Source organism: Kocuria sp. UBA5001 (assembly GCF_002398425.1).
In the GTDB taxonomy this organism is placed as follows: domain Bacteria; phylum Actinomycetota; class Actinomycetes; order Actinomycetales; family Micrococcaceae; genus Kocuria; species Kocuria salsicia.
Window position 1 is genome coordinate 287655 of record NZ_DGYR01000013.1, and the last position, 14250, is coordinate 301904.

The 14250-nt window shown below is 72.0% G+C and carries 8 protein-coding genes; 2 read left to right on the forward strand and 6 right to left on the reverse strand.

The genetic code is table 11. From position 1 onward, the window contains the following. Positions 1-369 precede the first annotated feature (369 nt). Positions 370-912 carry an isopentenyl-diphosphate Delta-isomerase gene (idi, locus tag B3G12_RS09205; RefSeq protein ID WP_055085530.1) on the reverse strand — a complete coding sequence of 181 codons (543 nt, stop codon included), beginning with the start codon at positions 910-912 and terminating at the stop codon, positions 370-372. A 75-nt stretch (positions 913-987) separates the two neighbouring features. Here idi and B3G12_RS09210 point away from each other — a divergent pair, with 75 nt between their 5' ends. Continuing rightward, the gene (locus B3G12_RS09210) at positions 988-1998 is read left to right on the forward strand and encodes a pseudouridine synthase (RefSeq protein ID WP_260983276.1); all 1011 of its coding nucleotides are present in this window, start codon (positions 988-990) and stop codon (positions 1996-1998) included. 233 nt (positions 1999-2231) lie between these two features. Continuing rightward, entirely contained in the window at positions 2232-3251 is a 1020-nt protein-coding gene (locus tag B3G12_RS09215; RefSeq protein ID WP_055085532.1) for a CAP domain-containing protein, read from the forward strand. Between the two features lie 206 nt (positions 3252-3457). On the opposite strand, the gene B3G12_RS09220 is transcribed toward B3G12_RS09215, so the two are convergent. From B3G12_RS09220 to B3G12_RS09240, 5 genes are all read right to left on the reverse strand, one after another. Next, positions 3458-4555, reverse strand: coding sequence for a DNA-formamidopyrimidine glycosylase family protein (locus tag B3G12_RS09220; RefSeq protein WP_290500002.1), 1098 nt, complete (start codon positions 4553-4555; stop codon positions 3458-3460). A gap of 282 nt (positions 4556-4837) precedes the next feature. Then, positions 4838-10093, reverse strand: a complete 5256-nt coding sequence (locus B3G12_RS09225) for an Lhr family ATP-dependent helicase (protein WP_290500004.1) — start codon at positions 10091-10093, stop codon at positions 4838-4840. Further along, entirely contained in the window at positions 10083-10856 is a 774-nt protein-coding gene (locus B3G12_RS09230) for a DUF4232 domain-containing protein (RefSeq protein WP_290500006.1), read from the reverse strand. Before B3G12_RS09230 ends, B3G12_RS09225 begins: the two co-directional genes overlap by 11 nt. A 12-nt stretch (positions 10857-10868) precedes the next feature. Continuing rightward, on the reverse strand, positions 10869-13754 hold the full coding sequence (locus B3G12_RS09235; RefSeq protein WP_144941125.1) for an FAD-binding and (Fe-S)-binding domain-containing protein: 2886 nt from the start codon (positions 13752-13754) through the stop codon (positions 10869-10871). A 57-nt stretch (positions 13755-13811) separates the two neighbouring features. Then, entirely contained in the window at positions 13812-14138 is a 327-nt protein-coding gene (locus B3G12_RS09240; RefSeq protein WP_055085542.1) for a 2Fe-2S iron-sulfur cluster-binding protein, read from the reverse strand. Positions 14139-14250: the final 112 nt, after the last annotated feature.

The window sequence follows — 14250 nt, forward strand, 5'->3', positions numbered from 1 at the left end:
GGGGGGGGGGGGGGGGGGAAGCTCAACGCATTCGGTTGGAAGGCCAAGTGGTACCTCCAGGACACCCTGGAGGAGGCCGGGATCGAGTACCGCAAGGGTCGGCTGCCGCCGCGTCCCTTCGTGGAGGTGGACGGGATGCTCTACACCGGGCAGACCCCCCCCAGTCCGCGGACGCGCTCGCCGCGCGGATCCTCGCGGACTTCTCACGAGAGCACGCGCGGGACGCGCGGGCAGTCCGGCTCGTAGCCCAGGCTGGTGGTGCAGCCGGGATGTAGGTAGCGCGGGCTGTCGGCGGACGAGGACGGCGTGGCGCCGCGGCGTCGTCGCGCCCTTCAGACCAGAGCGCTCTGCCAGCTCGGCGCTGCCGCCTCAGGCCAGCGCGGCCCGCAGCAGGGGGTCCGCGACCTGCTCCGCGAGCCATGGGCTGAACGCGAAGGGGGCGTCCGCCACTGCGCTCGCGAGGCGGGCCGGGTCCACCCAGGCGTACTCGACGACCTCCGCGGCGGCGGGCTCTGGCTCGGCATCGGTGAGGCACACGTAGACCGGGCAGAACTCGTTCTCCACGATCCCGGAGGCGTCCGTGGCGCGGTAGCTGAACTGCGGCAGGATCACCGCGAGGTCCCGGACCTCCATCCCGAGTTCCTGGCGGGCCCTGCGGGCGATCGCGTCCTGGAACGGCTCGTCTGGGCCGGGGTGGCCGCAGAAGCTGTTGGTCCACACGCCGGGCCAGGTGCGCTTGTCCAGCGCGCGGCGGGTGACCAGCACCTGGCCGTCCGTGTTGAGCACGTGGCACGAGAACGCGAGGTGCAGCGGGGTGTCCTCTGTGTGGACCTGCGACTTCAGGGCCGTGCCGATCGGGTGGTGCTGGTCGTCCAGGAGCACCACGTGCTCCGGGCTGCTCTGCTCGTTCACGAGGCCACCTCACGGTCGTGTGCTAGTTTCCAGCCCATGGTATCGGCAGGGGGAAGGCGTTCCGGGAGGCGCCGCGTGACCCCTCCGCTTCGCACGGTCCGCGGAGTGGGCCCCACCCGGGTGCGGATGCCGGGCCCGGGCGCCCCCGACCCGGTTCTGGCGGCCTGCGGGATGCCGGCCACGGCTGTCGAGTACGTCGCCGCCCGTTTCCCCGACGCCGCCGCCTGGTTCGCCGAGCAGGTGGCCGCCGGTCGTGTGGTCGGGGACGGCGGCGTCGTCGTGACCCCGGAAACGCCCTACGACCCCGGAGCGTCCGTGTGGTTCCACCGCCCCGTGCCGGACGAGGACGCCCCGCCCGTCACGCTGGAGGTGCTGTACGCGGACGAGTGGATCATCGCCGTGGACAAGCCGCACGGGCTGTGCAGCACGCCCAAGGGAGAGAACGTGCGCCGCTCGGTGGTGGTGGCCGCGCGCTGCCAGTTCCACAACGACGAGATCGCCGCCCTGCACCGCCTTGACCGCTCCACCGGAGGGGTGCTGCTGCTCTGCAGGCACGCCGAGGACCGGGGAGACTTCCACCGGATGTTCCAGGAGCGCACGGTGCGCAAGACCTACTGGGCCGTGGCCCGAGTGAACGACCGTGTGGACCGCGAGACGGTACGGGTGGAGTCGCGGATCCGCAAGATCCAGGGCGTGGTGCAGGCGTTCGAGGAGCCGGGCGAGGTCAACGCCGTCACGGACGTCCGGCTCGCGAAGCGCTTCACGGATGACGACGGCGAGTGGGGTCTCTACGAGGTGGCGCCCCTGACTGGGCGGACGCACCAGATCCGGGTGCACATGACGTCCCTGGGCCTGCCGCTGCGCGGAGACAAGCTCTACCCCGACCCTCGCGAGGACTTCGACGTGGAGGACCCGGACAACCCGCTGCAGCTGATCGCCCGGTCCATCGCGTTCACGCACCCCAGGACGGGGCGGGAGACGGTCGTCGAGTCGCGGCTGACCCCGAGCAGCCACGAGGCGTGGCGCAGGGGGCACGCGGCACTCGCGGAAGGGCCCCTGGGGATGCTTGACAGGAATGCGTCGTAACTTTTCCGTTATGTTGTGATCTGTTGCATACGAATGCAGTTTCTGCGAGGTAGCGTTACCCGCGGGTCTTCCCCCCTCATCGGGCCCACGTGCCGGAGATGCTGTACTCCTTCAGCTCCGGACGGCGCGCATCCGCCGCCACCAACTGTCCTCACCGTGTGCACCCGCGCGCTGCCCCGTGGCCAATTGTCACGGCGTCCTCGCGAGCGCCCACCCTGACGAAACGGGCCCCCATGTCCTCTCTCAACTCCTGCCCGCGCCGTGCGCGGAACCCGCTGTCGGCCACCCTGTCCGGTACCCTCGCCGCGCTGCTGCTGGCCGTGGCCCTGCTGATCGCGGGGCTGAGCACCGCCGCACCCGCGAGCGCCGCCGGGAAGGACATCGTCACAGCGTCCGCGGCAACTCGTACCGCGGACGCCCAGAAGATGCTGTCGCTGATCAACGCGCACCGCGCGTCCAAGGGGCTGTCCCCCGTGAAGTACTCGGCGTCCCTGTCCGGAATCTCGCAGGGGCAGTCGGACCGGCTGGTCAAGCAGGAGGTCATCGACCACTCCAACACGTTCCTCACGGACCCGCGCGCCGGTTCCTACACGGCGGTGGGGGAGATCCACGCACTGTCCTGGCAGCACTCCGTGACCGATCTGGTGACGTGGTGGAAAGGCTCCACCGCGCACAACAAGGTGCTCACCGACCCCAAGATGCAGGTCATCGGCATCGGCCTCACCTACGTGGACGGATCCCTGTCCGGCAATGGGCAGGGCTGGCGGCTCGTAGGCACCGTCGACTCCTACGGCTACGCGAACGGCGGGGGACCGGCGGATGCGCGCACCACCGTGGCGGGGGGCGCGTCCCAGCCCACGAAGGTGGCTCCCGCCGCTGCTGCTCCCGTGGTGAAGGGCTACACCGTGCGCGGCGGGATCAAGACCCGCTACACCGCGCTCGGTGGAGCAGCCGTCTTCGGCCAGCCGACCATGAACGAGCGCGGCGGACTGGTCCGCGGTGGCGTCTACCAGAACTTCCGCACCTCCACCGGAGCTGGCTACAAGTTCCTCTGGTCCTCCGCCAGCGGCGCACACGCGGTGAAGGAGAGCGGGGCCATCGGTCGGGCCTGGCAGAAGGCCGGGTACGAGCGGGGCTGGGGCTACCCCACCACCGAGGAGTACAGCGCCGGCAACGAGGTCCGGCAGCGGTTCTCCAACGGGTACGTGGCGCACTGGTCCCGCGTGACCGGGAAGACCTGGGTCACGCGCTGACGGCGGCAGCGGCAGCGGTGGCGCGGCCCGGTTGGTGACGACCCTGCCCGGTGTGCGACGTCGTTGGCCGCGGCTTCGGGACCCCGCCAGCCTGCTGCCTCAGCGGGAAGCGGGTCGCTTTGGCGAAGGCGTGGGGTCGCCGAGATCCCGTCGCCCGGAGCTTTCGGCGGGGCACGACGTCGTCGGCCGCAGCCCCGGGCGCCGCGTCAGCCCGCGACCTGGCACCGTGGACACCACGCGATGGTGCGCAGGTGCTGGACCGCAGTGCGTGAGGGTGCGGGATCTACGGTGAGCAGGGCGTCGTCGATCTCCCCGCGCTTGAGCTGCACCCCGCAGCGTCGGCACGGCTGACCATCCCTGCCGTAGGCCCAGAACAGGGGGCGGCCCTGCGGCGCCTGGCCCACGGTGGAGCGCATCGAGCGGTCCTTGTTCAGGTGCAGCAGCTTGTGGGCGAGCACGACGATCTCGCGCAGCCTGCCCTCCGGCAGGGAGTCCACCCGGGCCCACGGGTTGGTGCGGGTCATGAACAGCACCTCCACCCGGTAGACGTTGCCGATCCCCGCGAGGTTGCGCTGGTCCATCAGGGCGGTGCCGATCGCCCGGTCCGGCTGTGCGCTCAGCCGGTCCAGGGCCTTCTCCAGGTCCCAGTCCGGCCCGAGGATGTCCGGGCCCAGGTAGCCCACGAGCTCCTGGTCCTCCAGCCGGGTGGGCACCAGGCGCACGTCCTTGACGTCGAAGCCCACGGCTTCCACGTCCTTGGTGCGCAGGATCGCGCGGATGGTGTGCGAGCCCTGCCCGACGGACACGTCGGCGCTGATCCGGGTGCGCGACTCGGCTGCGGAACGCACGCTGCCGCCTCGCCGGGCCTGTCCGCGCGGGCGGTAGGGGCTCGCGCCGGGCCGGCTCCGTTGCACGCCGCCCGGCCCAGACGACGACGTCGCCCTGCCTGGTCCGCGTGCATCTGCGCCGCTCCTACCCGCGTCGGCTCCGCTGGTGCGGGGCTCCCCCAGGTGCCCGGCGTCGTCGTTGTGAGCCCTGTCGAAGACCCGCCACGTGCCGTCCATCATCAGGTGCGAGTGCAGGGTGAGGGGCTCGGCACCGGACTTCATCTCCTCAGTGTTCGGGGCGGCGGAGAGCCGGATCAGGATGTGCTTCCCGCGCGGCACCACCGCCACCACGGTGCGCCCGGAGACGTCCGAGGTGGCAAGGGCGGGCACCCGGAAGTCCGAACTCTCGATCACCGCACCCTCCAGCGCCTCGCGCAGCATCTTGCACTGGCGGTAGACGGAATCGCCTTCGGGCACGGGGCCTCCTGGGTTGTGGGTGTGGCGATCAGCGTACGTCGTGACTCCCCAAGCGTGGCCGAATGGCCCTTGTGGACGGCGGGGCCCGTGGTGTCGCGGATGGTCGATCCAGGCGTGCGGCCACCCCACGGATGGCGCGGATCACCGCGTCCTGCCGGCTGTTGCCGTCGGCCTACGCGAGGCCGACGAGAACGTGCTCGTCCGTCAGTCGCAACGTCATGGCCATGAGAGCCATGGTGTCGGGGCGGTATCACCCTGGGGGGATAGGGACGACCGCAGAAGTCAGGACCTGCCCCCACCCACGGGCGCCCGCATCCGCAGGCCCTTGGGCGTCTGGTAGAAGCCGCCCGCGAGCAGCCCGTCCCGCACCGCGGTGACCAGTTCCTCCGAGGAGAGCACCGAGTCCCCGTTGACCTTCTCCACCACCAGGGAGTCCACGGCCTTGCGCTGCACCAGACCGGCAACCGCCTCCGCCGCGAGGTGCAGCAGGCCCGCATCCGCGACGAACGCCAGCGCCGTCTTCCCACCGCGTTCCAGATACAGGGTGAGCGCACCGTCCACGAGCACCACCACGGCGCCGGCCTTGCGCCCCGGCCGGTGCTTCGTGCTGGACTCCAGCACCACCGCCTCCGGCCAGTCCAGTGCGGCGCCGTACGGGTTCGCGGGGTCCGTGGCCGCCAGGGCGAGGACCTGGGGCCCTGCCTTGCGGGCGGCGTCGTCGTCCGTGAAGCTGCGCAGCACGTCAACCGTTGCCGGTTGCGTGAACTGAGCGGCACCGAGACCCTCGATGAAGTAGCCGCGCCGCACCCGCCCCGCGTCCTCCAGGGCACGCAGCACCTTGTAGACGGTCGAGAAACCGCCCGGCACGTCCTCCACCGACACGGGTCCGCGCGTGAGGATCCCGTAGCGGTCCAGCAGCAGCTCCGCCTGGGCCTGTGCCCGCACGGTGGAGTTCAGCGGCTCGGGGCGCAGCGCAGACCACCGGCCCGCCGTCGTGCGCTCCTCGCCGCCCCCGGAGGCACGCGCCACGCGCGTGCCGGACGGAGCCGCGTCGTCGGAGGAACCCGCGGGGTCGAAGCCGGCCGGACCACGACCCACCGCGCGCAACCGCGCCGCACCCCGGCGCCCGGCCGAGCGGGAACGCCCCGGCCGCTTGGGCGTCTTGTGCGCGGAGTGACCACCGGAGATCAGCGCGCGCACCGGGGCGTACGTGTCGTTGGTGATCAGCCCCGCCCACAGCAGGTTCCACAGCGCAGTGCGCAGCTGGGGCATGTCCACGCTCACGCCCGCGGCGGCGAGGGGCTGGATCAGCTGCCACGCGAAGTACGCGCCACCGCCCTGCAGGACCGTCAGCAGCTCCCGTTCGAGCGCAGAGTCCAGGGCTTCCGCGGTGGCGTCCAGCTGCGCAACGGGCGGCAGCGAGAGCTCCGCGGACTCGGCCAGGTGGAACGCCACCCAGCCGTCCTCGGTACCCAGGGACCCGGCGCCGGAGAAGATGACCTCGCCCGTGGCCATGAGCTCGTCCAGCATGGCGGGCCGGTAGTCCACCACACGCTGCGCGAGCACGAGCGGCTCCCACGCGGACGCCGGGATCGGCACCCCGGCGAGCTGGTCGATCACGGTCATCACCCCGTCCAGCCCGCGCAGCTGGTGCCCCTTCACGGCGTGCTGCCACGCAGGCAGGAACGTGGCGTACGCCTGCGGGTCCACCGGCTCCACGTCCGCGCGCAGGGCCGCCAGCGAACGACGCCGCAGGGTCCGCAGCACCTCGATGTCGCACCACTCCGAGTCCGACGCGGCCGGGTCACCGCTCGGGCGGAACGCCCCCTCGCTCACGCGCCGCTGCCTGGCCAGGGACCGCAGCGCGGACTCCACCACGGCGGGGCCCAGGCTCAGGGCCTGCGCGGCCTCGGCCACACTGAACGGCCCGTGCGTCCGGGCATACCGGGAGACGAGGTCCCCCACGGGATCCGCGACCGGTTCCAGGAACGCGAGCGGAACCCCCATGGGCAGGGGCTGACCGAGCGCGTCCCGCATCCGGGCGGCATCCTCCACCGCGCAGTACACCTCACGCCCGCCCACGCGCAGCACGATCGCGCGGTTGGTGTCCACGAGGGTCTCCAGCAGCTCACGCGCGGTCTCGGGGGCGATCGCCCGGTACGCGGGGTCCTCGGCCCGCTCCGGCTCGTCCTCACCGTCAGGACTGCCCGACGCCAACGCCTCACCGGGGCCACCCACGTGCCCGACCCGGGCGGAGACGGCGGTGCTCGCCGCCTCCGACGCCTCGGTGCTGGGTGCCGGAGCGTCGGGAGGTGCGGCACCTGCCCCGGTGGGGGCGGACCCCGCGGCCGCCGACCCCGCAGGAACGGAACCGTCCCCGCGCAGGCGCAGGGCGGCGTCGTCGGCGGTCATGGGGCCGAGCAGGCGCAGCAGATCCGCTGCACCCTCGACCCCGCGCAGGCGGCGGTCCGGGGCAAGGCGCTGCAGCTGCAGGACGGTGGTCTCGATGACCTCGGGGTCCAGCAGCTCGCGCAGCTCGGCGCGGCCCAGCAGCTCGTTGAGCAGGGCCGGGTCCAGGGACAGCGCGGCGGCCTTGCGCTCGGCCAGCGGGGAGTCGCCCTCGTAGAGGAACTGCGCCACGTACCCGAACAGCAGGGTGCGGGCGAAGGGCGAGGGGGAGTCCGTGGTGGTCTCCACCACCCGCAGCTTCCGCCCGGCCAGGTCCTGCTGCAGCTGCAGCAGGGCGGGGACGTCGTACACGTCCTGAAGGCATTCGCGCACCGTCTCCAGGATGATCGGGAACTGCGGGTACTTCCGTGCGACGTCCAGCAGCTGCGCCGAGCGCTGGCGCTGCTGCCACAGCGGCGTGCGCTTGCCGGGGTCCGCGCGCGGCAGCAGAAGGGCGCGGGCTGCGTTCTCCCGGAACCGGGACGCGAACAACGCGGAACCGCCCACCTCCTCGGTGACGATCTGCTCGAGCTCCTCCGGCTCGAAGAGGAACAGCTCCGCACCGGGGGGCTCCTCGTCCGTGGCGGGCACGCGCAGCACGATGCCGTCGTCCGCGGCCTGGGCGGAGGCATCCAGACCCCAGCGCTCGTCCAGCCGGGCACGGACGGCCAGCGCCCACGGCCCGTGCACCGGCGTGCCGAACGGGCTGTGCAGCACCACGCGCCAGTCCCCGAGCTCGTCCCGGAAACGCTCGACCATCAGCGTGCGGTCGTCGGGAACGTGCTCCGTGGACTCGCGCTGCTCCGCCAGGTACGCCAGCAGGTTGTCCTGCGCCCACTCGTCCAGGCCGGAGGCGGCCAGGCGCTCGCGGGCCTCGGGCGCCGCCGCGCCTGCGAGCTCGCGGGTGAAGCGCCCGACGGCGTGCCCCAGCTCTACGGGCCGCCCCAGTCCGTCCCCGTGCCAGAAGGGCAGCTTGCCCGGAACACCCGGGGCCGGCGCCACGACCACCCGGTTGTGCGTGATCTCCTCGATCCGCCAGCTGGACGCACCCAGGGCGATCACGTCCCCCACGCGGGACTCGTAGACCATCTCCTCGTCCAGCTCGCCCACGCGCTTGGGGGACTTGGAGTCCTGCTCGCCCACGAGGAAGACGGGGAACAGGCCGCGGTCCGGGATCGTGCCGCCGCTGGTCACCGCCAGGCGCAGCGCGCCGGGGCGGGCTTGCAGGGTGCCGGTCTCGCGGTCCCACACCAGGCGTGGGCGCAGCTGGGCGAACTCGTCGGAGGGGTACCGCCCGGCGAGAAGGTCCAGCACGGCGTCGTACGCGGAACGCGGCAGGGAGCGGAACGGGGCGCTGCGGCGCACGGTGTCGTACCAGGCCTCCACGTCCACGTCCTCCGCCGAGACCGCGGAGACGGTCTGCTGGGCGAGGATGTCCAGGGGATTTGCGGGCACGCTGAGCGGCTCCAGGTTCCCCGCGAGCATCTGCTCCGCGATCACGGCGGCGTCCCGCACGTCCCCGCGGTGCTTGGGGTAGATCCGCCCGACCGACACCTCGCCCACCTGGTGCCCGGCGCGGCCCACGCGCTGAAGTCCCGACGACGCGGAGAACGGGGCCTCGATCTGCACCACGAGGTCCACGTGGCCCATGTCGATCCCCAGCTCCAGGGAGGACGTGGCCACCACGCAGCGCAGCCGCCCGGTCTTCAGGTCCTCCTCGATCAGGGTGCGCTGGTCCTTGGACACCGAACCGTGGTGCGCGCGCGCGAGCACGGGGGAGGTGCCCTCGTAACGGTTGGTCTGGCGCGGGATCGCGGCGTGTGGTGTGGGTCCGGGGGCGACGTCGCCCCCCTCGACAGCGATTCCCGCGGCCCGCCGCCCGCTCTCGACCAGCAGGCCGTTCAGTGCGTCGCCCACGGCCACGGGATCGCCGCCCTCGCGGTCATTCCCGCCGCCACCGCGAGCCTGCTCGGCGGCGTTCTCCAGACGGAACTCGTGGATCTCGTTGAGCCGCGCGGTCAGCTTCTCCGCGAGCCCGCGCGAGTTGGCGAAGACGATCGTGGAGCGGTGCGCCTCCACGAGGTCCACGATCCGCTCCTCCACGTGCGGCCAGATGGACGCGGTGGCCTGCTGCCCGGGGGCGTCCAGGTTCCCGTCCAGCGCGGCGGAACCATCCGCGGACGGCGACGCCGCCGCCCCGCCCAGCACGGTCATGTCCGGGATCGGCACGGAGACAGTGAGGTCCCACGTCTTCTCGGACGGGGGCCGCACCACGTCCACGGGCTGCGAACCGCCCAGGAACCCGGCCACGGTGTCCACCGGCTCCACGGTCGCCGAGAGCCCGATGCGCTGCGCGGGCCGCTCCAGCAGGTCGTCGAGGCGTTCGAGGCTCACCGCCAGGTGCGCGCCGCGCTTGGTGCCCGCCACGGCGTGGACCTCGTCGATGATCACCGTGTCCACGTGGCGCAGCGTCTCCCGCGCCTTGGACGTGAGCATGAGGTAGAGGGATTCCGGGGTGGTGATGAGGATGTCCGGCGGGTGGGCCAGCAGGGCGCGGCGGATCGCCTGCGGGGTGTCCCCGGAGCGCACGCCCACGGAGATCTCCGGGGGATCGCCCCCGGTGGCCTTCACAGCCTGGGTGATGCCGATCAGCGGCGCACGCAGGTTGCGCTCCACATCCACGCCCAGGGCCTTGAGCGGGGAGATGTAGAGCACCGTGGTGCGGTCCTCGTCCGGGAACTCCTCGCGGTCCGTGCCAGAAGGGGCGCGGAGCCGTGCGGGAGGGGTCTCGGGCGTTCCCGACGCTGTCCGCACACTGCCCGCGGGAACGGCACCGGACGCCGCGGTGTCGTCGTCGGAGGTGCCAGAGGGGAGTGCCGACGCGGACTTGGCGCCGAGCAGGCGGTCGATGGACCACAGGAACGCGGCCAGTGTCTTGCCGGAGCCGGTGGGGGCCACCACGAGGGCGTGGTGGCCCGCCGCCACGGCCTCCCATGCACCGCGTTGGGCGGCCGTGGGGCCGCCGAACGCAGCCCCGAACCACTGCGCGGTCGCAGGGGAGAAGAGGTTCAGAACCGGATCAGGACCCAAATGCCCTGACCTGCAGCTGGGAGACCTTCGGGTTGCCGCACGCCTGGCCCGGGTAGGAGAGGACCAGCGAGTCGTAGCTGCCCGGCGGGTAGACGCGCAGGCCCGTGACGTCCTGCGGGTTGCACACCTGCCCGACCACACCGGGCTGGGTGATCTGCAGACTGGACGTGGCCGAGGCGCCCGGCTGCAGCACGACGGCGCCCGCGCCGCCGGTCTCCTCGCGGGATGCGGGGGCACCCACCGCGGCACCGCTCGCGTTCACGAACGAGACGCCCGGGTAGCCGCTGAGTGTGCAGGGCGTGGAGCCGGTGTTGGTCAGGGTGACGCTCGCGATGACGTGGCCCGCCGCGCCCTGCTGGGGCGCCGTGGAACCGCTGAGCTGGCCCGCCGCGCACGTGCCCGCACCCGCCTGGGCATCGGCCTTCTGCTGGTCGAACGGGCTGGCCGTGGGCATCCCGACCTCCGGAGCGGAGGCCCTGCGGGTCTCCTCCGGCTCGGACTGGGAGGCCTCGGCGGCCTGTGCAGTCTGCTCGGAGGACGACGGCGTGGGGGACGCCGAGCCGCTCGCGTCCGCGGCGCTGGGGGACGCGGAGCTCGGGAAGGTGCTGCTGCTCGGGGCCGCGGATCCGGACGAGTTCTCGGAGGGGGGGTCGTCCGAAGAGCCGCACGCGGAGAGCACGAGCAGCGCACTCAGCGCGGTCACGGCAAGCAGCGGACGGGTGGCGGAACGGGTGCCCCTGGGGGTGGGCGATGTGGTGATCATGGCAACAGTGTCCTACTTTTCAGCCCGCAATGCGGCACGCATCACCTGTGCCAGGTGAACTCCTTCCGCATCCGTGCCCTGCGCGATCTGCGTGCGGCACGAGAAGCCGTCCGCCAGCACGATCGTCCCGGGCTCCGCGGAACGGATTGCGGGGAACAGGTTGCGCTCGCCGAGGCGCTGGGAGACCTCGTAGTGACCCGGCTCGAATCCCCAGTTCCCAGCGAGCCCGCAGCACCCGCCGCCCACCACGGAGGTGTCCACACCCAGCTCGCCCAACACCGTCAGTTCCGGCGAGTAGTCCCCCAGGGACTTCTCGTGGCAGTGCACCTGGCACACTGCGCTGCTCGGTCCCTGGCGCGTCTGCAGCGTGTCGAACGGCCAGTCCCCGCCGTCCTGCAGGTGCTTCGCCGCGAACTCCCCCAGGGACACGGTCAGCCCGCGCACCGCGTGGGCCCGCGGGTCCTCCGGCAGCAGCTCGGTGATCTCGTGCTGCAGCATCACCGTGCAGGAGGGCTCCAGCCCGATGATCGGGTACCCCGCCTCGATCAGCGGCGCCATCACGTCCAAGGTCTGCAGCAGCGTCCGGCGGGTCATGTCCAGCTGGCCGGTGGAGTGCCACGTGAGCCCGCAGCACACGTTCCCCATGGGCATCAGCACGCGGTAGCCCATGGCCTCGAGCACCTCCACGGCGGCCTTGCCAGGTCCGTCCGCGGAGAAGTTGGTGAAGGTGTCCGGCCACAGCACCACGGACGGCTGCTCGTTCGACGACGACGCCCGCGCGCCACCGCGTGCCCGGCCCGCCGCGGCGTCGTGCCGGGTGCGGTCCCTGAACCACGAGGTCAGGGGCGTGTCGTTGAAGCGGATCATGCGCCGTCGTGGCTCGATCCCACCGAGCTTCTTGGTCAGTGCCTCCACCGGGGCGAACCGCTCCAGAACGTTGACCGCACGCAGGGAGCCGGGGACGGCCGTGGCGATACGCATCAGCAGCGGCATCCACCCCATGGTCAGGTGGGCCATGGGGCGGCGGTTGCGCCCCACGAAGGAGGTGAGGCCCTGGCGGAAGTGGTGGTGCAGGAACTCGGCCTTGTAGGTGGCCATGTCCACGTTCACAGGGCACTCGGTGGCGCATGCCTTGCAGGACAGGCACAGGTCCAGGGCCTCGTAGGTCTCCTTGGACTTCCAGCCGTCGGTGAGGTGCTCGCCGCGCAGCATCTCCGCGAGGGAGCGCATGCGCCCGCGGGTGGAGTGCACCTCGTCCCCCGTGGCGTGGAAGGAGGGGCACATGGCACCACTGTCCGAGCGGCACGCGCCCACGCCCACGCAGCGGTTCACGGCCTGGCCGAAGGAGCCGCCGTCGTGCGAGAACGCGTGCACGGGCGTGAGGTCGAAGGTCCGCGCACCGGGACCGGGGCGGATGCCGCGGTCCATGGGCTCGGGGTCCACGAGCACCCCGGGGTTGAAGACGTTGTCAGGGTCGAAGATCCGCTTGTACCGGGCGAAGGTCTCCAGCGCCTCGGGCGTGTAGATGGTGCCCAGCAGCTCCGAGCGGGCGCGGCCGTCACCGTGCTCGCCGGAGACCGATCCGCCGTAGCGGTGCACGAGTTCCGCCGCGCGTTCGATGAACTCCCGGTACTGCGCCACTCCCGGCTCGGTGTTGAAGTCGAAGGAGATGCGGATGTGCACGCAGCCCTCGCCGAAGTGCCCGAAGGGGATGCCGCGCAGGCCCATCTCTTCCAGCAGGCGGTAGAGGTCCCCCAAGTACTCGCCCAGCCGCGCCGGGGGCACTGCGGAGTCCTCCCAGCCGGGCCACGCCTCGCCGCCGTCCGGCAGGCGGGTCACGATGCCCGCGCCGGCCTCGCGGATGTGCCACAGGGCGCGGGCCCGGGCCGGATCGCCAACCACCACGGAGTCGACGACGGCGTCCCCAGCCAGGGCGGGCAGCGTGCGGGCCGCTTCCAGCGCCTCCTCGGGGGTGTTTCCGGCGACCTCGCAGTAGAGCCACCCGCCGCCGCTGGGCAGCTCCTGGCCGGCGTTCTCCTGACCCGGACGGGTGCGCAGCGCGTCGAGGAGGTCCGAGCCCATGCCCTCGATGGTCGTCACGCCCCTGACCCGGAACGACGGGGCGGCGGTGGCCGCCGCGATCGCGTCCTCGAAGCCCATCACCGCCAGCGCTGTGTGCGCGGGCCTGGGCACGAGCTTCACGGTGAGCTCGGTGATGATCCCGCACGTGCCCTCGGACCCGGCGAAGGCCTTGGCCGTGTCGAAGCCGTTCTCCCGCAGCAGGTAGTGCAGCCCGTAGCCCGAGACCTGGCGGGGGAACTGTCCCAGCTCTGTGCGCAGCATGGCCAGGTGGGAGTCCCGCAGCTGCTCAAGCTGTGAAGTCAGCGCGGCGTCCGAGGTGCCACCGGCATCCAGGGTGACCAGGCGCCCGTCGGCGAGCATGACCGTGAGCGAGACGAGGTTCGCGGCGCTCGTGCCCCACGCCACCGAGTGGGAGCCGCACGCGTTGTTGGCCACCATCCCGCCCACGGTGCAGCGCGAGTGCGTGGAGGGATCCGGACCGTAGGTGAGGCCGAACTCGGAGGCGGCGTCCCGCAACTGGTCGCAGACCACACCGGGTTCGATCCGCGCCGTGCGGGCGGCGGGGTCGATCTCCAGTATGCGGTTGAAGTGGCGGGAGGTGTCGACCACCAGACCCTCACCGATGGCGTTGCCCGCCACGGACGTGCCACCGCCGCGGGAGATCACGGGCCAGCCGTTCTCCCGCGCGGTGGCGAGCAGCTCCCGGACCTCCTGCACCGAGCGCGGCTCCGCCACGGCCCGGGGCAGCCTGCGGTAGATCGAGGCGTCCGAGACGTAGGCGGCGCGGGTGGTGAGATCCTCCCGGAGAGTTGTCATGCCCCAACTTTCGTGCACGGGACGCGAGGTTTCCAACTCCGTGTCAGTAAGCGGGACTCACCACTCCGGGGCGATCGTGATCTCCGCGCCCTCGAGGTCCTCGGACCACTCCACCTGGCAGGTGAGGCGGGAGTTGTCGTGGCGGGTGTCGTCCAGCATCTCGAGGAGGTCCTCCTCCTCCTCGTTGGGGCCGCCCGTCTTCACGAACGCCTCCTGGTTCAGGTAGGAGTGGCACGTGGAGCAGGACGCGTTGCCGCCGCACGTGGCCAGGATGGGGAACTTGTGGCGGGTGAGGCACTCCATGAGCGACTCGTAGTCCTTCCACTCCACGCCCTCGGTGCGCTCGCCCTCGCGGTCGGTCACATTGATCAGGATGCTGCTCACGTGCTGGGACCTCCTGGGGTGCTACCCCGTCCGGAATCTTCTGGGAACCAGCCGCTATTCTAGGGTTGCCCGTCAACTTCGGCCCCATCGGATGGCGAAGTGTGATGAGCCC